The organism is Nocardia sp. CNS-044, assembly GCF_059570515.1.
The window spans coordinates 93,439-113,379 of the sequence record NZ_JCANSX010000011.1 but is presented as its reverse complement, the minus strand read 5'-3'; the positions used below and the strand labels follow the sequence as shown (position 1 = coordinate 113,379).

General features: G+C 68.1%; 21 protein-coding genes. 13 read left to right on the top strand and 8 right to left on the bottom strand.

Features of this window, described 5'->3' with window-relative positions; genetic code table 11:
- Positions 1 to 14 precede the first annotated feature (14 nt).
- The 4 genes from T333_RS28830 to T333_RS28815 are packed head-to-tail and all read left to right on the top strand — an operon-like array spanning position 15 to position 3,565.
- Positions 15 to 665, top strand: a complete 651-nt coding sequence (locus tag T333_RS28830; protein WP_496426633.1) for an ABC transporter permease — start codon at positions 15 to 17, stop codon at positions 663 to 665.
- A complete protein-coding gene (locus tag T333_RS28825) occupies positions 658 to 1,833 on the top strand; it encodes an ABC transporter ATP-binding protein (RefSeq protein WP_496426453.1) in 1,176 nt (391 codons plus the stop codon). Before T333_RS28830 ends, T333_RS28825 begins: the two co-directional genes overlap by 8 nt.
- Positions 1,830 to 2,603: an ABC transporter permease gene (locus T333_RS28820; RefSeq protein ID WP_496426452.1), complete on the top strand. Its 774-nt coding sequence runs from the start codon at positions 1,830 to 1,832 to the stop codon at positions 2,601 to 2,603. Before T333_RS28825 ends, T333_RS28820 begins: the two co-directional genes overlap by 4 nt.
- Complete coding sequence (locus T333_RS28815) at positions 2,600 to 3,565, top strand: glycine betaine ABC transporter substrate-binding protein (RefSeq protein ID WP_496426451.1); 966 nt, start codon at positions 2,600 to 2,602, stop codon at positions 3,563 to 3,565. The genes T333_RS28820 and T333_RS28815 overlap by 4 nt, the downstream gene beginning before the upstream one ends.
- A gap of 129 nt (positions 3,566 to 3,694) precedes the next feature.
- Here T333_RS28815 and T333_RS28810 read toward each other — a convergent pair whose 3' ends face one another.
- Positions 3,695 to 4,261 (bottom strand): DUF6968 family protein, encoded by a 567-nt coding sequence (locus tag T333_RS28810; protein WP_355002604.1) that lies wholly within the window; start codon positions 4,259 to 4,261, stop codon positions 3,695 to 3,697.
- A 177-nt stretch (positions 4,262 to 4,438) separates the two neighbouring features.
- On the opposite strand from T333_RS28810, the gene T333_RS28805 reads away from it, so the two are divergent.
- Positions 4,439 to 4,666 (top strand): hypothetical protein, encoded by a 228-nt coding sequence (locus T333_RS28805; protein ID WP_357254950.1) that lies wholly within the window; start codon positions 4,439 to 4,441, stop codon positions 4,664 to 4,666.
- A 477-nt stretch (positions 4,667 to 5,143) separates the two neighbouring features.
- On the opposite strand, the gene T333_RS28800 is transcribed toward T333_RS28805, so the two are convergent.
- Both T333_RS28800 and T333_RS28795 read right to left on the bottom strand, forming a co-directional pair.
- Positions 5,144 to 6,334: an alkane 1-monooxygenase gene (locus tag T333_RS28800; protein ID WP_496426450.1), complete on the bottom strand. Its 1,191-nt coding sequence runs from the start codon at positions 6,332 to 6,334 to the stop codon at positions 5,144 to 5,146.
- Between the two features lie 550 nt (positions 6,335 to 6,884).
- Positions 6,885 to 8,195: a lipase family protein gene (locus T333_RS28795; RefSeq protein ID WP_355002601.1), complete on the bottom strand. Its 1,311-nt coding sequence runs from the start codon at positions 8,193 to 8,195 to the stop codon at positions 6,885 to 6,887.
- A gap of 274 nt (positions 8,196 to 8,469) precedes the next feature.
- On the opposite strand from T333_RS28795, the gene T333_RS28790 reads away from it, so the two are divergent.
- Together T333_RS28790 and T333_RS28785 are read left to right on the top strand one after the other, a co-directional pair.
- Positions 8,470 to 9,075, top strand: coding sequence for a ClpP family protease (locus T333_RS28790; protein ID WP_355002600.1), 606 nt, complete (start codon positions 8,470 to 8,472; stop codon positions 9,073 to 9,075).
- On the top strand, positions 9,072 to 9,665 hold the full coding sequence (locus T333_RS28785) for a ClpP family protease (RefSeq protein WP_355002599.1): 594 nt from the start codon (positions 9,072 to 9,074) through the stop codon (positions 9,663 to 9,665). Before T333_RS28790 ends, T333_RS28785 begins: the two co-directional genes overlap by 4 nt.
- 5 nt (positions 9,666 to 9,670) lie before the next feature.
- Here the strand turns inward: T333_RS28785 and T333_RS28780 are convergent, their stop codons facing one another.
- Positions 9,671 to 10,039, bottom strand: coding sequence for a helix-turn-helix domain-containing protein (locus T333_RS28780; RefSeq protein ID WP_355002598.1), 369 nt, complete (start codon positions 10,037 to 10,039; stop codon positions 9,671 to 9,673).
- 130 nt (positions 10,040 to 10,169) lie between these two features.
- Between T333_RS28780 and T333_RS28775 the strand changes: the two genes are divergently transcribed.
- A complete protein-coding gene (locus tag T333_RS28775) occupies positions 10,170 to 10,829 on the top strand; it encodes a class I SAM-dependent methyltransferase (RefSeq protein WP_357254946.1) in 660 nt (219 codons plus the stop codon).
- Between the two features lie 112 nt (positions 10,830 to 10,941).
- Entirely contained in the window at positions 10,942 to 14,274 is a 3,333-nt protein-coding gene (locus T333_RS28770; RefSeq protein ID WP_496426449.1) for a protein kinase domain-containing protein, read from the top strand.
- On the opposite strand, the gene T333_RS28765 is transcribed toward T333_RS28770, so the two are convergent.
- Complete coding sequence (locus T333_RS28765; protein ID WP_496426448.1) at positions 14,275 to 14,859, bottom strand: HdeD family acid-resistance protein; 585 nt, start codon at positions 14,857 to 14,859, stop codon at positions 14,275 to 14,277.
- A 57-nt stretch (positions 14,860 to 14,916) separates the two neighbouring features.
- On the bottom strand, positions 14,917 to 15,330 hold the full coding sequence (locus tag T333_RS28760) for a VOC family protein (protein ID WP_357254940.1): 414 nt from the start codon (positions 15,328 to 15,330) through the stop codon (positions 14,917 to 14,919).
- A 197-nt stretch (positions 15,331 to 15,527) separates the two neighbouring features.
- Between T333_RS28760 and T333_RS28755 the strand changes: the two genes are divergently transcribed.
- The gene (locus T333_RS28755; protein WP_496426447.1) at positions 15,528 to 16,502 is read left to right on the top strand and encodes a glycosyltransferase family 9 protein; all 975 of its coding nucleotides are present in this window, start codon (positions 15,528 to 15,530) and stop codon (positions 16,500 to 16,502) included.
- Positions 16,503 to 16,506: 4 nt separating this feature from the next.
- Here T333_RS28755 and T333_RS28750 read toward each other — a convergent pair whose 3' ends face one another.
- Positions 16,507 to 16,824 carry an ArsR/SmtB family transcription factor gene (locus T333_RS28750; protein WP_355002592.1) on the bottom strand — a complete coding sequence of 106 codons (318 nt, stop codon included), beginning with the start codon at positions 16,822 to 16,824 and terminating at the stop codon, positions 16,507 to 16,509.
- A gap of 183 nt (positions 16,825 to 17,007) precedes the next feature.
- Between T333_RS28750 and T333_RS28745 the strand changes: the two genes are divergently transcribed.
- On the top strand, positions 17,008 to 17,712 hold the full coding sequence (locus tag T333_RS28745) for a M23 family metallopeptidase (RefSeq protein WP_496426446.1): 705 nt from the start codon (positions 17,008 to 17,010) through the stop codon (positions 17,710 to 17,712).
- Between the two features lie 222 nt (positions 17,713 to 17,934).
- Complete coding sequence (locus T333_RS28740; protein WP_496426445.1) at positions 17,935 to 18,951, top strand: hypothetical protein; 1,017 nt, start codon at positions 17,935 to 17,937, stop codon at positions 18,949 to 18,951.
- A gap of 66 nt (positions 18,952 to 19,017) precedes the next feature.
- On the opposite strand, the gene T333_RS28735 is transcribed toward T333_RS28740, so the two are convergent.
- Positions 19,018 to 19,341: a hypothetical protein gene (locus tag T333_RS28735; RefSeq protein WP_355002589.1), complete on the bottom strand. Its 324-nt coding sequence runs from the start codon at positions 19,339 to 19,341 to the stop codon at positions 19,018 to 19,020.
- Between the two features lie 262 nt (positions 19,342 to 19,603).
- On the opposite strand from T333_RS28735, the gene T333_RS28730 reads away from it, so the two are divergent.
- A complete protein-coding gene (locus tag T333_RS28730) occupies positions 19,604 to 19,939 on the top strand; it encodes an RNA polymerase-binding protein RbpA (RefSeq protein WP_067791875.1) in 336 nt (111 codons plus the stop codon).
- Positions 19,940 to 19,941 lie beyond the last annotated feature (2 nt).

The following is a 19,941-nucleotide window of genomic DNA, read 5'->3' as shown; positions in this document are numbered from 1 at the left end:
CGGGAGGTTCGGCCCTGGACGCACTGTGGACGTTCGTCATCGATCGGCGACACCAGCTGCTCGTCGACTCGTATCTGCATGTCTCGGCGGTGATCCAGTCGTTGCTGGTCGCGGCGCTGATCGCCGTGATCGTCGGCGTGCTCGTCTACCGCAGTCCGTTCGGTTCGGCGGCGGCGACGGCCGCGGCGAGCGCGATCCTCACGGTGCCCTCGTTCGCGCTGCTCGGCTTGCTGATCCCGGTGCTCGGACTCGGCGTCGGTCCGACGATCACCGCGCTCGTGCTCTACGCGCTGCTGCCCATCTTGCGCAACACCATCGTCGGCCTGGCCGCGGTGGATCCGTCGGTGGTCGACGCGGCGCGCGGAGTCGGGATGAACCGGATGCGCGTCCTCGCCGCCATCGAGCTGCCGCTGGCCTGGCCTTCCATCCTGACCGGGATGCGGGTCAGCACGCAGCTGATCATGGGCATCCTCGCGCTCGCCGCGTACGCCAAAGGGCCCGGGCTCGGCAATCTGATCTTCTCCGGGCTGTCCCGGCTCGGCAGCCCCAACGCCGTGCCGCAAGCGTTGAGCGGCACGGTGCTGATCATCGTGCTCGCGCTGCTCCTGGACGGTCTCTTCGTCGTCGTGGGACGACTGACCACCCCGAGGGGGATTCGTGACTGACACCGAGACCGGCGCGGTATCCGGCGTGCAGATCGTGCTCGACACGGTCACCAAACAGTATCCGGGACAGCGTGATCCAGCCGTGGACGCGGTGTCGCTGACCATTCCGGCCGGTGAGATCGTCGTCCTCGTCGGACCGTCGGGCTGCGGCAAGACCACGACCATGCGGATGATCAACCGACTGATCGAGCCGACCTCCGGCACCATCACCATCGGCGGACGCGATGCCGCGGACATGAATCCCGATCAGCTGCGCCGAGGCATCGGGTACTCGATCCAACAGGCCGGGCTCTTCCCGCACATGACGGTGGCCAAGAACATCGCGACCGTGCCCGGCCTGCTCGGCTGGGACCGCGCGCGGATCACCGCGCGGGTCGACGCGATGCTCGACCTCGTCGGCTTGGACCCGGACACCTTCCGCGGGCGCTACCCGCGCCAGCTCTCCGGCGGACAGCAGCAGCGCGTCGGGGTGGCGCGCGCGCTGGCCGCCGATCCGCCGGTGCTGCTCATGGACGAACCGTTCGGCGCGGTCGACCCGATCACCCGCGGGCTGCTGCAGGACGAATTGCTGCGTCTGCAGGCGGAACTCGGCAAGACCATCGTCTTCGTCACCCACGATTTCACCGAGGCGGTGAAGCTGGGCGACCGGATCGCGGTGCTCGGCGACCGGTCCCGGATTCTCCAGTACGACACCCCGGCCGCGATCCTCGCCGATCCCGCGGACGAGACCGTGGCGGGGTTCGTCGGCGCCGACGCCTCGCTCAAGCAGTTGACGTTGACCCGAGTCGGTGACGTGGAACTGGGCGACTGCCCGACGGCGGGGCAGGACGAACCGGTGGAGACGCTGCGCGCGGCACTCGCCGACCGGGACTGGGCGCTGATTCTCGACGATCGCCGACGGCCCCTACGCTGGGTGTCGGCCGAGCAGGTGACGAGCGCGCGGACGCTGGGCGAGGTGGGCAGCCCGATCGGTCAGACGCTGTCGCTGCGATCGACCCTGCAGGACGCGCTGGAGGCGCTGCTCGCCGAGCAGACCGCGACCGCAGTCGTCACCGATGCGCGCGGCGAGTACGCGGGATTGATCACGATCGACACACTGGTCGGGCACCTGTCCACGCTGCGGGCGCGCCACGGCGGGGATCGGTCCGCGGCCGAGGCGACGCCGTGACCGCGCCCCGCACCGCCGCGTCCGCCCCCGCCGCCGCACGCCGAGCTGAGAGTCTGCGGCTTCTCGTGCAGCCTGCTCTGGTCTCGGTGCTGACCGTCGGCGTGCTGGTGTGGGCATTCCGCCGGGATCTCACCGCCACTCAACGCGCGAGTATCAACGCGAGCAACATCGCCACCGTCACCTGGCAGCACGTGCTGCTCACCGCGACGGTGGTGCTGATCGTGGTGGCGGTGGCGGTGCCGCTCGGCACGCTGCTCACCAGACCCGGATATCGCGGTCTCGCACCGGTTTTCATCGGCATCGCCAACGTCGGCGCGGCCGCGCCCGCCATCGGGTTGATCGTGCTGTGCTACCTGGTGACGCGGACCACCGGGTTCTGGATCGGGGTCGCGCCGATCGCCTTCTACACCCTGCTTCCGGTGCTGCGCAATACGATCCTCGGCTATCAGCAGGTGGATCGCACGCTGGTCGACGCGGGACGCGGTCAGGGCATGTCGGCGGCGACGGTGTTGCGGCGCATCGAGTTTCCGCTGGCGGTGCCGTACATCCTTGCGGGACTGCGTACTTCGCTCGTGTTGGCGGTCGGCACCGTCACGCTGTCGTTCCTGGTCAGCGCGGGCGGGCTGGGGATTCTCATCGACACCGGGTACAAGTTGCGCGACAACGTCACCCTGGTGGTCGGCGCGGTGCTCGCGGTGGCGTTGGCCCTGCTCGTCGACTGGCTCGGGGCGTTGGCGGAACGCTTTCTCGGACCGAGAGGCCTGCGATGAGGTGGCTGATCGTGCTCGCGGTGGCGATACTGACGCTCGCCGGGTGCGGTTTGGAGTCGGGTGGCGCCGTGCCGCTGCGCGTCGGACCCGGCAGCATCCAGCCGGTGCCGGAACTCGACGGGGTCACGATCACCGTCGGCTCCAAGGACTTCACCGAGCAGAACATCCTCGGCTATCTCATCGAGTTCGCCATGACAGCGGCGGGCGCCAACGTCCGCGATCTGACCAACATCCAAGGCTCCAACAGCCTGCGCGACGCGCAATTGCACGGCCAGGTCGACGTGGCCTACGACTACACCGGCACCGGCTGGATCAACTACCTCGGCAACGAGACCCCGGTGCCGAGCGAACTCGGGCAGTTCGAGGCGGTCCGCGACGCCGACCGCGCGGAACACGGGATGGTGTGGACGGCGATGGCGCCGATGAACAACACCTACGCCCTGGTGACGAGCAGCCGCACCGCCGAGCGGACCGGCGTCCGGACGCTGTCGGACTACGCGCGGCTGATCGAGGCCGACCCCGCGGCCGCCGCCACCTGCGTCGGCACCGAATTCAACGTCCGGCAGGACGGTTATCCGGGAATGGCGCGCAAATATGACATCGACGTCGGCAAGGTGCGCAAGCAGATCATGCAGGACGCCCTCGTCTACCAGGCGACGGCCGACGCGGCGCAGTGCCGCTTCGGCTCGGTCGCCGCGACCGACGGACGCATACCCGCGCTGAATCTCGTGCTCCTGCGGGATGATCGGGCCTTCTTTCCGAAGTACAACGCGGCGTTGGTGCTGCGCGCCGACTTCCACGAAGCGCATCCGCGGATCGCCGAGATCATGACACCGATTTCCGCGTTGCTCACCAACGAGGTGATCACCGAGCTGAACCGGCAGGTCGACGTGGACGGTCGCGAACCCGCCGAGGTCGCTCGCGATTGGCTTGTCGGACACGGGTTCGTCACCGCCGAGTAGATCGCACATGTGCGGGCAATCCGTCCTCGGCGAGCGAGCCGAATGCGACCGGACAGCGCTCCGCTAGCAAACTGGGCGGAGTTCGCTCGCTGGGCCGAAAACACGCTGATTACCAGCCATATCGGCGCGCTACGAGAGACGGCTGATCGGCCAGTCGCCCGGTAGGTCGAGCCAGGCGCCGATCATGCGGATGGCGGTGAGCAGCGCCTGGATTTCGTCGAGGCCGGACGCCACGGCGTGGCGGCTGCCGTCGATGCGGAACGGGCACACGTAGAACTGGTTGTCGGAGGAGGAGATCGGGCGGCCGATGGTGATGGTGTGCGGGCCGTCGGCGGCGATCAAGGTGCGGATCGCGAGCAGATCACCGAGCTCGTATTCCATTCCAGGGTCGTGCGCTATGTCGTCGCGGGTGGGTGGGGCGGGGAAGCCGAGCTCGGCGGGTCCCGCGACCGTGAATTGCGCGCCGGCCTCGTTCGCTTGGGTCAGCTGCGCGCCGATCTCCACCAGCGCGCGATACAGAGCCGCCAACGCGTCCACCCCGCTTGCCCTCGACTCGCCCCAGCCCTGAATTCGGAAGCCGCACACGTCACCTCCGGCGCCCGCCGCCGGTCGCGGCCTGCCGACTTCGATCAGAACCGACCGATCCCCGTCGGCGACCATTCGTTTGGCAATCACCTCACCCAGGCGATCGATCACCGGTACACCTCCCGCCTTCCGGCCGATCCGCCGGACATGTTGCGCCCGTTCGTTCCACAGCGACGGTCCTCGTGATACCCGCCCACCAACGGGCTTAACCGGCCGCCACCCTTGTGATACCGAACGAGAAGTGCCAGTCACGTTTTGATCACGGACAGGACGGGTACCACAACCGGCATGACTCCGATGAACGAGCGACCTGCACAGATCGTCGGCATCGAACGCGGAACCGCCGTGCTCGGCGGCATCATCGCGCTGGCTCTCGGCTGCGGAGTAGCGGTCATCACCGGGTCCCTATCGGCCGCCCTCGGCTCTTTCGCCGCCGTCTGCATCGGCATGATCGTGCTGGTGCCCGCGATCGGCCGCCCACCCCGCCGACCCACCAACTCGATTCGCGTTTCCTGACTTTCGCCCGAGGTGCTGCGAGTTCACGTGACTCCGCAGAGCACGCTTCTACTCGACGGCACCCGCCGCCGCGCACCCACCGGCCGAAGCCGCGGCACGAACCCGAACCAACCACAGACCGCCTTATGACTACCGTCGATAGAGAAATGGTTTCGACGGTAGTCATAAGGCGGCTCTTCGCACTTCGACAACCGCCATTTCTCACCCGCCGATTGTCGACTACACGGATCCAGCCCAACGCAACTCGGCCGTCCGGCATCGATGGATCGCGCCCTGCCGGTGATCGGTCAACACCTGGAGCTTGGATCGGCCAGCGTGGGAGCCCAAGAGCCCGCTCGGCACCGTCCAGCTCGGCTGACCCGCTCGGCTCAGCACCGGTTGAGGGGCTCGGTGCCCCCTTCGGCTCGGCACCGCTTTCACAGCATGCCCGCGTAGGGGCCCGGTACGGCGCCGACCGTGAGAAGAGGCAGACCAGGATCAGCGGGTGGCGTAGCCGCGGGGCCCGGGGGTGGGAGTGCGCTTGGAGGGGGGTTTGCCTTTGGATTTGGCGGGGGATTTGCGGTTCACGAGGGTCATGTCGCCGTTGTAGTGGGCGAGGACGCGGTGGTCCATGACGGCGCGCCAGAGTGGGGGGATGGCGGCGAGGACGACCATGGTGGCGTAGCCAGCAGGTAGCTGGGGGGCCTCCTGTGAACTACGCAGGGTTTGGTAGCGGCGACCCGGGTTCGCGTGGTGGTCGCTGTGGCGTTGCAAATGGAACAGGAAGATATTGGTGACCAGGCGGTCGCTGTTCCAGCTGTCGCGCGGCGAGCAGCGCACGTAGTTGCCGTTCGGGCGGCGGCCCCGCAGCAGGCCGTAGTGCTCGACGTAATTCACCGTCTCCAGCAAGCCTGCGCCGATCAGCGCCTGCAGCGCCAGGAAGGGGATCACCTTCGGGCCGAAGAGCACGATCATCGAGCCGAACAGCGCGATGCTCATCGACCACGCCTGCAGCAGATGGTTCTCCAGGGTGAACCAGCGCTTGCCCTTGCGGGACAGGCGTTCCCGCTCCAAGGCCAGCGCCGAGCGGAACCCGCCGAACATGCTGCGCGGCAGGAACTCCCACAGCGTCTCGCCGTAGCGGCCGCTCGCCGGGTCCTCCGGCGTCGCGACGCGCACATGGTGGCCGCGGTTGTGCTCGACGAAGAAATGACCGTAACCGGATTGCGCGAGAGCGATCTTCGCCAGCCACCGTTCCAGGTGTTCGACCCGGTGACCGAGCTCGTGCGCGGCGTTGATGCCGATACCGGACACCACACCGAGGGTCACGGCAAGCCCGAGCTTGTCCGCGAGGCTCAATTCCGTTCTGGACCACAGGAATCCCGCGATCATCAGTCCGATGAACTGCATCGGCAGGAAAAGGTATGTGCACCAACGATAATAACGATCGTTGGACAATGCCTCGTAGTCCTCGTCGCGTGGATTGCTTCCGTCGTCACCCACCGCCCAGTCGAGCAGCGGGATGACCACGAACACGATGATCGGACCGATCCACCAAAACAGTTCCAGCCCAGTATGAGCCACCAGTTGTGAGGGAAGTAGTGCGCACCCCGGCGCGATCAATCCGAATACCCAGAGATACCGCTTGGGGTCGCGTGCTTGCGTATTTTTCAAGACAGTCATAGCCATCCCGCTGATCCAACAGAACACAACCCGGACAGAGTGTGCCGCCGAAAACGGTTACGCTAAATCGGTCGCTCCAGGATAACTGTTTCCCGGCAGCATTCCAGCAAACCGCGAAAATAGTCTTCTGACCGGGCGACTTCGCCGCCGATATCGCACACCGGCGATCGGTCGGCCCGGACGAGCCCGAGATCGGTGCGCCGGGACCAGTTCTCGCCCCGCGCACCTTCGACGTCGTGGAATATCGCCGCAGACGGGCACACTCGGGTACGGAATCGGCGAACTCCACCGAGCTCGAGCCGCTGTCCATGGCCACCGGGAGATGCCGACCGCGCAATGGTCGCAATATCGCAACGAAATGGCGGCTTTCCGTCGAACGCGATACTCTCCCCCGCGCGAAAGTGCGGCAACCATGCCGCGAAGCGCGATTCGCGCCGAATCACAGCCCCTCAGCCCCGGCCGAACACCCCCATCACGAACGAATGCGCGGCACAAACAGGACATCGTCCGCCCCATGGCGATACGTCCGGTGTCCGAATGTGCCGCGCATCCGCTGCTACGGCAGCGCCCCGCAGTTGGTGGGCGCCGGAGCATCCGAGAGCCGATCCATCATCCACTGCTGAGAGGCGATCAGCGCCGGGAAGAACGCCAGCACATGGGTGCCGACAACCCCGGACATGCTGGGAATCTGACCGTTCGCCTCCAGCTGAACCGGCACGCCGCGGCTGCACCAGCTGGCCGCCATGGCGTGGATGGGCGGGAACGGCGCGCCCTCGTCGTTCGGCGCCGAGGCGACGAGCACGGGCACATTCGGAGTGAGTCCGCCGACGATCTGCTCGTCGAATGCTTGCTTCAACGCCGGGGACTGGTCGATCACGGCGGTCAGCGGCTGCCCACTCGTGGTCCACTGGGACGTGTGCCCATGCATCTGGGCCAGACCCATGGGGACGGCGCACTTGCCGAGCGATTCGTTCAGAATCGCCTTGCCGGTGTCGTTGAGTTCGGCGTCGAGCACCGGACCGACCGACGGGTAGTTGGCGGCCATGCCGTTGAGGATCCAGGCGTAGGTGGCCCCCATGCTGGCCCGGCCGTCGTTGTACCCGATGAAGAACTGGTCGTCCACGACCGGGCCGCCGACGTAGGCGCCGCGGACGTTCAGCTCAGGCGCGTAGCTCGGCTGGAGTTCGGCCGCGCCCGCGGAAGCCATGCCGCCCTGGGAGTATCCGTACAGGATGACCGGCGCGTTCGGGCCGAGGCCGCTGCCCGGCAGCTGCAACGCCGCGCGCGCGGAGTCCAGCAACGCGTGCGCTTGCGACTTGCGGTTGAGGTAGTCGTGCACCGCGGGCGTGCCGAGGCCGTGGTAATCGGTGATCACCACCGACATGCCGCGCGACAGCAGCGTGGTGAGTGCGAGCAGGTCGTATTCGAAGATCACGTCGCCGGGTGGCTGGTAGGAGACGACCTGCGACAGCAGCTTCGAAGGCGCGCACTGATCGCCCTGCCCCTTGGTACCGCCCGCGTACGCGACCAGCGGACGCTCGCCGGGACCGATCCACGGCATGGCGGGCTCGAGGTACGTGCCGACCACGGCGGTCGGCGCGTCTTGGGCATCGTTGCTGACGTACATCAATCGGGTCGCGCGCGCCGGGACCATTCCGGGTTGTCCGGGAGCCGACAGCGCCACCACCGACGGTTCCGCGCGCAGGATGTTGCCCGGTGCACCGCCCACGGGCGGCGGAACGTAGAAATCGGCGACGGCTTCGGCCGCCGGATCCGTCCATGCTGGTGCTGCGGAAATCGCCCCGCCGCCGACCACGGTGAGGGTTCCCGTCAAAACTGCGGCCAAGCTGAGTAATCGACTCCTCACGATCCGATCCTTCCTTCGATTGGGAAGAGCCATGACATCGAGAATCGGATATCGAGATTATCCGTACTGCGGCGATTAGGCAGCCACAACGCGCATCGTATTTCCGTGAAAGACGGTTCCGAGCGCCGATTTCCCCGTCCCGGCGCCGACAATCGCGCCGAGAACACATGTTTGGCGCATCGTCCGGATACCCCGCTTTCGGCGCTGCTGTGAGCAGATCTGCCGAGGGCAGCATCGGCACATTTCCACCGTCCGGCTGGGGCACGGTGGACGCATGGCTCACGACGACAAGACCCCACTGTTCAGCTGGCGCGCCAGAGAGCAACTGCTCGGCCGCCGCGTCCTGGTGCTCGACGGCCCCCTCGACGACGACAACGGCACGCTGCTTGCTACACAGTTGCTAACCCTCGCCGCCGAGAACGACGAAGCGGGCATCTCGCTCTGGATCCACTCGCCGGGCGGCTCTGTTCCCGCCATGCTCGCGATCCGCGACGTCATGCGGCTCGTGCCGTGCGAGGTGTCCACGCTCGCTCTAGGATTGGCGTGCAGTGCAGGGCAATTCCTGCTCTCGGCGGGCAGCAGAGGCAAGCGCTTCGCGCTGCCGCACGCCAGGATCCTGATGCACCAGGGCTCGGCGGGCATCGCGGGTACGGCCGTCGACGTGGAGGTCCAGGCCGACGACCTGCGCCACACCGTGGAAACGGTGCTCGGGCTGATCGCCGCCGACACCGGCCAGCCCTTCGAACGGATCTACGAGGACTCCCTGCACGACCGGTGGTTCACCGCGACGCAGGCCAAGGAGTACGGATTCGTCGACCACATCGTCGAAAGCTTCGGACAGGTCGTCCCCCAACGCCAGCGAATCGGGATCTCGGCATGACTACCTACACCATCCCCAACGTCATCGCCCAGCATCCGCGCGGCGGCGAGCGCATCACCGACATCTACTCGCACCTGCTCGCGGAACGCATCGTCTATCTGGGCACACCGATCGACTCCGGCGTCGCCAACGCGCTGATCGCCCAGCTGCTGCACCTGGAATCGGAGAGTCCCGAACAGGAGATCCAGTTCTACATCAACTGCGAGGGCGGCGACCTGACCTCCATGCTCGCGATCTACGACACCATCCAGCACATCGGCGCGCCCGTGCATACCACCTGCGTCGGCCAGGCCATCGCCGTCGGCGCGGTGCTGCTCGCGGGCGGCGCGCCGGGGCACCGCGCGATGCTCCCGCACGCCAGGGTGGTGCTACATCAGCCCGCGGCGCGCGGCCAGGGCGCGATTCCGGACCTGATCCTGCAGGCCGACGAACTCGTGCGGATGCGGGCGGAGATCGAGTCGATTCTGGCCAGGCACACGGGGCAGTCGGTGGAGCGGCTGCGCCACGACACCGATCGGGACCGCGTCTTCACCGCGCAGGCGGCCATCGACTACGGACTGGTCGACACCGTGTTGCAGCCGCGGGGATGACCGGCTCAGGCCGCGCGGACCAGCAGGGTCGGCGCGGCCCCGGACCGCCGCTGGTAGGCGTGCCGCCGCCCGCGCAACTCCTCGGCGACCTGCTCGGTCAGCCCGCCGAGGGTGGTGCCGAGCGCACCGGCCAACGCCGCGATCATCTCGCTGGACGGCTCCTTGCGCCCGCGCTCGACCTCCGAGAGGTACTGCGGCGAGATGCCCGCCCGGCCCGCGGTTTCCACGAGCGTCTCGCGCTGTTCCCGCCGCAGCGCGCGCAACCGTTCGCCGAGCGCCTCCCGCCACAGCGGTTCCGGAGCGGACGGCTCGGGTCGGCGCGTTCGGTCGTCACGGCCACCGGGGATCGAGTGCAGTCTCGGATGCTCGGTCATGGACGAAGCGTACGTTTCGCCCCGCGGTGTTCGGCTAGTCATTACGCTGTGGGCGTACGGGTCCGACGCGGTAGCCGCCACCGCACCGGACCCTTGACCTGAACCCAGGTTCAGGGTGCACGCTGGAAGCATGACTCAGGCTCCGGAATTCTGGAACACCGTCTACGACAACGACACCGCCCCCTGGGTGATCGGGGAACCGCAACCGGCGATCCTCGCCCTCGAACGGGACGGCTGGATCAGCGGCCGGGTGCTCGATCCCGGCACCGGCGCGGGTGAGCACACCATCGCGCTGACGAAACTGGGCTACGACGTGCTCGGCGTGGATCTGTCACCGAGCGCGATCGCCTACGCCCGGCGCAACGCCGCGGACAAGGGCGTCCCGAACGCCCGGTTCGAGGTGGCCGACGTGCTCACGCTCGCCGACGCGGACGACGACCGGCTCGGTGTCTTCGACACCGTGGTCGACAGCGCCCTTTTCCATGTCTTCGGCACCGAGCCCGACGCGCGGGCCGCCTATGTGCGCGGATTGCTCCGGGTGTGCACGCCCGGCGGACTCGTGCACGTCCTCGCGCTGTCGGACACCGAGGAGGGTTTCGGGCCGCGCATCAGCGATTCGCTGATCCGGGAATCGTTCGCGGGCGAGGGCTGGGAACTCGAAGAACTCGTCCCCTCCACCTATCGCGGGCGGGTCACCGAAGTGGTGGCCGAGGACGCGGCCCGCCTCGACCTGCCCACCGAGGGCCCGGTCGACGTGGTGGCCTGGCTTGCGCGTATCCGGCGGGTCTGAGCGGGCGTCGGTCCGGGGCGGTGGCGGGGTCGGTTCTCGGAGTTATCCTCGGGAAGCAGGAACCGACCCGTAGGGCCGGGTCACCACGAGTTCGCCCGGAATCGAGGCCACGATGGCCGACATGCTGCCGACACAGCGCAGTTCCTCCTCCGGCGTGGTCGGGGACTTGAACGCCGAAGGGTTCGAGGAGGCGGAAGAGATCGGACGCGGCGGCTTCGGCGTCGTGTACCGCTGCAAGCAACCCGACCTGGACCGGATCGTGGCCGTCAAGGTCCTGACCTCGGATCTCGACGCGGAGAGCATGCAGCGGTTCATCCGGGAGCAGCAGGCCATGGGACGGCTGTCCGGCCACCCGCACATCGCTGATGTCTTCCAGGTCGGCACCACCGGCGGCGGGCACCCGTATCTGGTCATGCCGTATCACGCGCGCGGCTCGCTGGAGCAGCGGATCAGGAACTTCGGCCCGCTCGATTGGACCGCGACGCTACGACTCGGCGTCAAGATGGCCGGGGCACTGGAGGCCGCGCACCGGGTCGGCACCCTGCACCGCGACGTGAAACCCGGCAACATCCTGATCACCGACTACGGCGAGCCGCAGCTGACCGACTTCGGCATCGCGCGCACCGTGGGCGGTTTTCGGACGACAACCGGAATCATCACGGGCTCACCGGCTTTCACCGCGCCGGAAGTGCTGCGCGGTGAGCCGTCGACACCCGCGTCCGACGTGTACAGCCTTGGCGCCACGTTGTTCTGCGCGCTCACAGGGCACGTCGCCTACGAGCGCCACACCGGCGAACAGGTGCTCGCCCATTTCCTCCGGGTCGCCGCGCAACCGATCCCCGACCTGCGCGCCGAGGGTATGCCCGACGATGTCTGCGCCGTCATCGAGCACGCCATGGCGGGCGACTCGGCGCAGCGGCCGGAATCGGCGCTCGCCCTGGGCGACGAGTTGCGCGCGGTGCAGCAGCATCGCGGAGTGCCGGTCGACGTCATGGTGTTGCCGATCCCGCCCGGCCCGCGGAAGACGCCGCCCGCCGCGACGGTTCGCCAGCGCGAACGCCCGACCGCTCCCCCGACCCCAGCGACGAAGTACCGCCCGCCGACCCCGTCCCGGACGCCCATCACCAGGAAGCGCCTGCTCGATCTGCTTCGCTCGGGCGCGCGCAAGCGGTTGACGTTCATTCACGCGCCCAGCGGCTTCGGCAAGACCACGCTCGCCGCACAATGGCGCGACGAACTCGCGAACGCGGGCACGCCGGTCGCCTGGCTGACCGTCGACGAGGACGACAACAACCTCGCCTGGTTCCTCGCGCACCTGGTGGAGGCCATTCGCGGTCCGCGCCCTCACCTCGCCGACGAACTCGACCGCGTTCTCGAGGTCCGTCCCGCCAAGGCCGAGCGGTACGTGCTCACCGCGCTGATCGATGATCTGCACTCGCACGACGACCGGGTCACCATCGTGCTGGACGACTGGCAGCGGGTGACCGACGAATCCTCGCTGGCGGCCGTCCGTTTCCTGGTCGAGCACGGCTGCCACCACCTGCCGATCATCGTGACGAGCACGTCTCGCTCGGGACTTCCGCTGAGCCGGCTGCGCATCGACGGCGAGCTGGAGGAGATCGATTCGGGCGCACTGCGTTTCGATGTCGACGAGGTGCGGCACTTCTTGGCGGAGGCGGGCGGGCTGCACTTGCCGGACGCCGATGTCGAAGCCCTGACGGAGACCACGGACGGCTGGGCCGCGGCGCTGCAATTGGCGGTGTTGTCGCTGCGCAAGGGCGATGACCCGGCGCACCTGGTCGACAGCCTGTCCGCACACGCCGACATCGGTGAGTTCCTGGCGGAGAACGTGCTCGACGCGCTGGAACCGGACATCCTCGAATTCCTCACCAGGACTTCGATATGCGGGCGAATCTGCGGTGCGCTCGCGACCGCCGTCACCGGCGACGAGCATGGGCGCGCGATGCTGGAGGACGTCGAGGACCGCGGGTTGTTCCTGCAACGCATCGACCCGAATCGCGAATGGTTCCGCTATCACCAGCTTTTCGCGGGATATCTGCGCCGCCGACTGGAGCGGGATCGTCCCGAGGAGATCGAAGCGCTGCACTATCGAGCATCGGAGTGGTTCGCGCGGCACGAGTTGCTCAACGAAGCGGTCGATCACGCGTTGGCCGCCGAAAACCCGGACCGCGCCGTCGATCTCATCGAGCAAGGCGGCGGATACCTGCTGGAGCGGTCCAAGATGACGACACTGCTGGGCATCGTGGCCAAGCTGCCGCCGCGGTCGATCCTGTCGCGGCCCCGTATCCAACTGTTCCTTTCCTGGGTGTATCTCGTTCTGCGCAGGCCGGAACCCGCCGCCGCCGCGCTGGCTCGCTTCACGGCCGCGCTCGACGAAGCCGAGCTGACGGACGCCGAACGAGCGGACCTACGCGCCGAGGCCGATGTGCTCGCGGGCACCAGGGAGATGTTCGCCGATCGAATCGATCACGGAGACAGGCTGATCCGCGCCGTGCTGTCGCGCCCCGGCGACTTCTCCGCGCGAGTGGCCGGAGTGGCGACCAACATCGCCGCGATCGCCGCGATCCACCGCTTCGATTTCGACGCCGCGCGCCGGTGGCAGCAGCGGGCCGTGCCTTATCACGATGCGACGGGGCCCTTCCTCAGGGTGTACGGCCGCTGCTTCGCGGGCATCGCCGAGCGAGAGCAACTTCTGATCCCGGCGGCCGACGAGGCCTTCCGCGACGCGGTGGAGTTCGCGACGGCGACCATGGGCCCGCACTCGCACGCGGCGCGGCTCGCGAGCGCACTGCTCGGCGAATTGCGTTACGAGACAGGCGATGTGGACACCGCGGCGGAACTGCTGTTGGAGAGTCTCGGATTGGCGGACGAAGGCGGGGGCGGCGTCGATTTCATGATCGCCACCTATGCGGCGGGAGCGCGTGTCGAAGCCGTCAGGGGCGATCTCCGGGCGGCCGCGAAGCGGTTGAACGACGGCATGGCGAGCGCCGAGCGGATGGCGCTGCCGCGGCTGGCGGCCCGGTTGCGCAACGAGCGAATCCGGTTGGGACTCGACCTCGCGCCCGCCGAGATCGAGCGCCTCGTCGGTCGGCGAGACCTCCGGCACGACGACGGGATCGCCACGCTCATCGCCGAAATCGACGAGGACTCGGCGATTCGGCTGCTGCTCACCGCGTACCCGCCGGACCGGTACGACGAGGCGTGCGAGCGGGCGCGCGCCCTGCTGACGAGCATCGAGTCCGCACCTCGCCCGCTCGCCGCGGTGCGCGCCCGCTTGCTGCTCGGCACGGCGCTGCGCCGCGCGGGCCGGGCGGAGGAGGCGGAACGGGAGCTGGCCGCCGCGGCGGCGAGGTGCGACGAAGCGGGGCTCGTTCGTCTGCCGATCGATGCGATGCGCGACCTGCCCGGCCCCGACGCTCGCTGATCAGGCAGCGGTTTCGGTCAACCGCCTGAAGTCCTTGCGGACGCCGAAGGCGGTGATGATCTCCATGATGCCGAGCACGATCAGCCAGATGCCCGCGACGAGGGTCAGGGTGGCCACCGAGCTGACCGGCCAGATGATCAGGACGACACCCGCGATCGCGGTGATCACGCCGAAGAAGGCCTGCCAGCCGCGTCCGGGCAGGCCGGGATCGGAGGCGGCGGCCACGAGCACGGCCACGCCGCGGAACAGCCAGCCGATACCGATCCACAGCCCGAGCAGCAGGATCGAGGCGAGCTCGTCACGGAAGCAGAACACGCCGATGATGATCGACAGCACGCCGCTGAGGAAGTAGAGCACCCGCATGCCCGCGCTCTTGGTCGCGCCGAACGCGGCCACCAGCTGCAGCACACCGGCGATCACCAGGTAGATGCCGAACAGGATGCCCGCGACCACCAGGGTCTTGCCCGGCCACACCAGAATCACCACACCGAGGATCACCGAGAGGACGCCGGTGACCAGAACGGTTTGCCAGGCGCTCCTCGCGAGCGCCTGAACAGGTCCCTCGACCACACTGTTTGTCGTCATGACCAGATGTTATGCCGCGCGACATAAGTTTTCTGGACATTTGCTATACAGCGTGGGTCACTCCTCGGGCCCGACGATGTTCACCATCCACGCGATGCCGAACTTGTCGCGACACATGCCGAATTCGTCGCCCCACATCTGCTTCTCCAGCGGCACAGTGACCACGCCGCCCGCGATCAGCTTGTCCCAGTAGCCGCGCAGCTCGTCCGCGTCGTCGCCGCTGAGGCTGATCGAGATGCTGCTGCCCGGCTGATATTCCATGCCGGGCGGGGTGTCCGCCGCCATCAGCGTGAACCCGCTCGGCGTCTCCAGCTGGCCGTGCATGACCAGCTCGGCGCCGGGCGATTCCTTGTCGCCGAACTCGCCGAAGGTGTTCACGGCCAGGGTGCCGCCGAATACATCGCGATAGAACTCGAGTGCCGGGCGCGCGTTGTCGCCGAAGCCGAGGTACGGGTTGAGCTTGGAGACCATGGAATGCTCCTTAGCTGTAGTTGCCGCCAGGTGCGAGGGTACTGCCGCGCCGCGGAGAGTGGCGTGGATAACGCTCGACGGGCTCCACGTTTACCGCCCGAGCGCCATGGGAAGTCATCCGTAAGTGGCTCTCGTCGTTTGAACACCTGCGGGGTGGGGGTCGCATTTCGTGAGTCTCGGGTTGCTAGGAGAAGAGGGTGGCGGTTGTACTCGTGCTACAGGCACGCGGACTCGGTGATCTGCTCACCGCGGTCCCGGCGCTCCGTGCGCTGCGACGAGCCAAGCCGAGCGACCAGATCGTCCTCGCCGCGCCGCACCGGCTCAAGCCGATCGTGGACCTGATCACCTCGGTGGACACCATGGTCCCCACCGCCGACGTGAGCGCGCTGCGCTGGGACGGACCGTCGCCGAAGCTGGCGGTGAACCTGCACGGGCCGAGCGCCGAGAGCGTCGTCGAGCTGGTGAAGACCGATCCGGCACGGATCCTGACCTACCGCAACCCGGCCTTCCCCGAGCTGGCGGGCCCGATCTGGCAGCCGGACATGCACGACGTGGAGCGGTGGTGTCACCTGCTCGAGTCCGACGGCCTCGTGGCCGACCGCCGCAACCTGGGCTTGGTGCCGCCCGTCTCCACCAACAGCCGCCGCGACTGCGTCGTCGTGCACGTCGGGGCGGGCGCTCCCGCGCGGCGCTGGCCGCCGGACCGGTTCGCCGCGGTCGTCCGGCACCTGCTGGTGCTCGGCCGCGAGGTGGTGCTCACCGGCGACGAGTTCGAGCGGGACATCGCGCTGAACGTCGCCGCGCGCGCCGGACTTTCCCAGGCGAACGTGCTCGCGGGCGAGCAGAACCTCATCGACCTCGCCGCCACGGTCGCCGAGGCCGCGTTGGTGATCAGCGGTGATACGGGCGTCGCGCGGCTGGCCACGGCTTTCGGCACCCGCACCGTTCTGTTGTTCGGCCCGACGCCGCCGCACTGGGGCGGACCGCCACCGCATCTGCTTGCCAGGCACATCGTGTTGTGGGCGGGTCAGACGGGTGATCGGCATGCCGATACGCCCGATCCCGGGTTGCTGCGTATCGGAGTGGGCGAGGTCGTCGGCGCGGTCGAGAAGCAACTCGACCAGCGAAACTCCGCCGCGGCGCGGCGCCCGACCTACCGCAGGGTGGGCTGACTCCTTATTGCTCGGCGCGCGCCTCGCTCAGCGCGGCCGCGTAGGCCGCCAGCGCGCTCGGCCAGAACTGTTCGAGGTAGTCGCGCGCGTCGCCGAGTCCGCGCGGATCGAGCGTGTACACCCGCCGGGTGCCTTCCGCGCGCACCATGACCAGCCGCGCCGCCCGCAGCACTTTCAGGTGCTGGGAGACCGCCGAGCTGCTCACGCCGACCAGGTCGGCCAGCTCCCCCACCGATCTCGGCGCATGCGGCAGCGCCTCGAAAATCGCCCGCCTGGTCGGCTCGGCCAGCGCCTCGAGTGCCCGAACTCCGTTAGTCGCCACTTAAACATTGTGATCAACTAGCAATTAGCTGGTCAAGATCGCTTACTACCCAATTTCCCCAGGTCGGTAACACGGACGCGCTCCTCCGTTATCTGTTCGTGATACTCGAGCTGGGCTTTTACCGTTCTGTGATGGTAGCCACAAGATAACAATTCGACTATCACGGTCCGTTAGCTTCGAGTCATGCCCGTGACCGATCTGTTATCAGCCCTTCGGCCCGGCGCGACTCGCTCTCGCCGGCACCGTGTCGCCACCCGTGCGGTGGCCGTCTCCGCCGCCGTTGGCGCCTCCCTCGGCGTCCTGGCTTTCGCCAACCCCGACAACCCGGCTCCCGCGGCCGCCGAAACCGCCGCGAACTCCAGCGCCATCCAGTACGCGGCGTTCGACCCGACCCAGCCGTCCGCTCCCGAGGCCTGGGACGAGCACCGCGCCGCTCAGGAAGCCGCCCCGGCGCCCGTCGCGGAACCCATCGCGGAACCCGCCCGTCCGCACACCGTGCGTCCCGTCGCGGGCCGACTCACCTCCAACTTCGGTTCCCGCTGGGGCTCGCAGCACAACGGCCTCGACTTCGGCGACCCGATCGGCGCTCCGATCTTCGCCGTCACCGACGGCGTCGTGATCGAGGCAGGCCCCGCTTCCGGCTTCGGCCTGTGGGTGCGAGTCCAGCAGGACGACGGCACCGTCGGAGTCTACGGACACGTCAACGATATCCTCGCGGAGGTCGGTCAGCCGGTCCTGGCAGGCGACGTGATCGCGACCGTCGGTAACCGTGGCCAGTCCACCGGTCCGCACCTGCACTACGAAGTGCACGATCCCACCTACGGCCCGATCGACCCGATGCCGTGGCTCGCCGCCCGTGGCGTCCACGTAGGTTTCGCCGGGGAGTGATCCGCACCCGGGTTCGCGAGCCCGATGAGGGGCTCGCGAATCCCCGCCGGTCGTCACTCCCGGCAGCCATGCCCGCGAACAGCGCCGTTCGCGGGCATGTGCGTTCTTCCGCCGCTCCCCCGCCCCAGGGTGAGCGGCGGAGTCGTCTGATACTCCGGTACGGGGCGCGAATAGTGCTGTGGCGGGACGTGTTCCGGCGTCCGCGATTCCTACGTTCGGGACATGTCGACGACCGAACTCGCCACCGTCAGCGGATACGATCAGCCCGATCTCCCGCGCGATACCCGGCGCCTGCACCGTCCCCTGCTCTGGTCATCGGTCGCTATGGCCGCGCTCGTCCTGTTCTCGCTGGGCGGGATGATCGTCGACGACCGCACGCTGCTCGGGGAGTCCGTGTGGTTGAAGACCTTCAAGTTCGGGGTGGCGTTCGCGGTATACGAGATCACGCTCGCATGGCTGTTGTCCGTGCCGCACAAGGGATCTCGCGCCACCTGGTGGCTCGGCACGACGTTCGCGGTGACCGGGGCGCTCGACGTGGGCTTCATCGTGGTCCAGGCCGCGCGCGGCACCTTCAGCCATTTCAACTCGTCCGACGACCCGGTCAACTCCATCGGCCAGATGGTGTTCGCCACCGGCGTGCCGGGCCTGTTCTTCGCGAACCTGCTCATCGTGCTGATCCTGTCCTGGCAGCGGCTGGTCGACCGGCCCACCGCCCGGGCCATCCACGCCGGACTGGCGCTGGCCGTGGCGGGCATGGCGCTCGGGTACATGATGGGCTTCACCGGCGAACAGCTCGTCCGTGACGCCAACGGACAAGTCGTGGAGCTGGTCGCTGGCCACACCGTGTTGCCGGAAGATGCGCCCGCCGTCGAACTCGCGATCCGCGACACCGCCGAAGGCATGCCGCTCACCCACTGGAGCACCATCGGCGGCGACCTCCGCGTCCCCCACTTCATCGGCCTGCACAGCATCCAAGCCCTGCTCCTGGCCACCTTCCTGCTCACCTACCTGGCCCGCCGCCACCGCTGGCTGCGCCCCGAACCCACCCGCGCCGCCCTCATGACCGTCCTCGCCCTCACCTACACCGGCGTACTCGCCATCACCTTCTGGCAAGCCATGCGCGCCCAATCCCTCCTCCACCCCGACCCCCACACCCTCACCGCCTACGCCGCCCTCCTCACCTTCACCACAACCGCAACCTTCGTCCTCTACTACCGCGCCCGCCGTCTCGCGGCGTAGGTAGTGCCTCACCATCCGGTGCTGGACTACAGGAGCTGCCATAAGACGCGGAATCGGGCGTCGGGGCTAGCGCAGGCGTTCGGCTTCTCTGGCCAAGGTGACGAGGGTGGCGCTGAGGGAGGCGAGTTCGGTGGCGTCGGCGCCTTCGCCGATCGCGGTGGCGATGTCCTCGGCGGCGCAGCGGGCCGCGAACCAGCGGTCGGCGAGGTCGGCGGCCTCCTGGGCGCTGAGCACCACGGAGTCTTCCGGGATACCGGTGCCTTTGAGGCTGTTGCGGTGTTCGTAGGCCCGTTGGCGGCAGGACTGGCGGCAGTACCGGCGACGACGTCCGGCCTCCGACTCCACGATCTCCCGCCCACACCACAGGCAGGACAGCAAGCGGCGCGACATGAGGCAGAACACTAGTGTGTCGCCCGGCGAGTTCGCCCGCAGACCCCCCGCCGTCGCCGGACCGCAACATGGGAAACCGCAGGACGCCCGCGTCGCGAAGCACGACATCGCCACCGACTACAATGGAACGGTTCACCGTCGCCGTGTCGGGAACTATTGACGCAGGCCCGTTCGTTGCACTAGAGGTCCAGCGAGCGCAGGACGCGTTCGCCGGGCACGGTCGCAGCGCAACAAGACTCGAGCACACAGGGAGAGGCACACCATGGCAGATCGCGTACTCCGGGGCAGTCGGCTCGGAGCGGTGAGCTACGAGACCGATCGCGACCACGACCTGGCCCCGCGTCGGATCGCCCGGTACCGCACCGACAACGGCGAAGAGTTCGACGTGCCCTTCGCCGACGACGCCGAGATCCCCCCGACCTGGCTGTGTCGCAACGGCCAGGAGGGCATCCTGGTCGAGGGCACCACGCAGGAGACCAAGAAGGTCAAGCCGCCGCGCACCCACTGGGACATGCTGCTGGAGCGTCGCAGCAAGGAAGAGCTCGAGGAGCTGCTCAAGGAGCGCCTCGAACTGCTCAAGACCCGCCGCCGCGCCTGACG

Bases quoted from the DNA above. Each gene is read 5' to 3' on its own strand.
- T333_RS28815 (WP_496426451.1), top strand. From the start codon at position 2,600: ATGAGGTGGCTGATCGTGCTCGCGGTGGCGATACTGACGCTCGCCGGG.
- T333_RS28805 (WP_357254950.1), top strand. From the start codon at position 4,439: ATGACTCCGATGAACGAGCGACCTGCACAGATCGTCGGCATCGAACGC.
- T333_RS28800 (WP_496426450.1), bottom strand. From the start codon at position 6,334: ATGGCTATGACTGTCTTGAAAAATACGCAAGCACGCGACCCCAAGCGG.
- T333_RS28790 (WP_355002600.1), top strand. From the start codon at position 8,470: ATGGCTCACGACGACAAGACCCCACTGTTCAGCTGGCGCGCCAGAGAG.
- T333_RS28785 (WP_355002599.1), top strand. From the start codon at position 9,072: ATGACTACCTACACCATCCCCAACGTCATCGCCCAGCATCCGCGCGGC.
- T333_RS28780 (WP_355002598.1), bottom strand. From the start codon at position 10,039: ATGACCGAGCATCCGAGACTGCACTCGATCCCCGGTGGCCGTGACGAC.
- T333_RS28775 (WP_357254946.1), top strand. From the start codon at position 10,170: ATGACTCAGGCTCCGGAATTCTGGAACACCGTCTACGACAACGACACC.
- T333_RS28770 (WP_496426449.1), top strand. From the start codon at position 10,942: ATGGCCGACATGCTGCCGACACAGCGCAGTTCCTCCTCCGGCGTGGTC.
- T333_RS28765 (WP_496426448.1), bottom strand. From the start codon at position 14,859: ATGACGACAAACAGTGTGGTCGAGGGACCTGTTCAGGCGCTCGCGAGG.
- T333_RS28760 (WP_357254940.1), bottom strand. From the start codon at position 15,330: ATGGTCTCCAAGCTCAACCCGTACCTCGGCTTCGGCGACAACGCGCGC.
- T333_RS28745 (WP_496426446.1), top strand. From the start codon at position 17,008: ATGCCCGTGACCGATCTGTTATCAGCCCTTCGGCCCGGCGCGACTCGC.
- T333_RS28740 (WP_496426445.1), top strand. From the start codon at position 17,935: ATGTCGACGACCGAACTCGCCACCGTCAGCGGATACGATCAGCCCGAT.
- T333_RS28735 (WP_355002589.1), bottom strand. From the start codon at position 19,341: ATGTCGCGCCGCTTGCTGTCCTGCCTGTGGTGTGGGCGGGAGATCGTG.
- T333_RS28730 (WP_067791875.1), top strand. From the start codon at position 19,604: ATGGCAGATCGCGTACTCCGGGGCAGTCGGCTCGGAGCGGTGAGCTAC.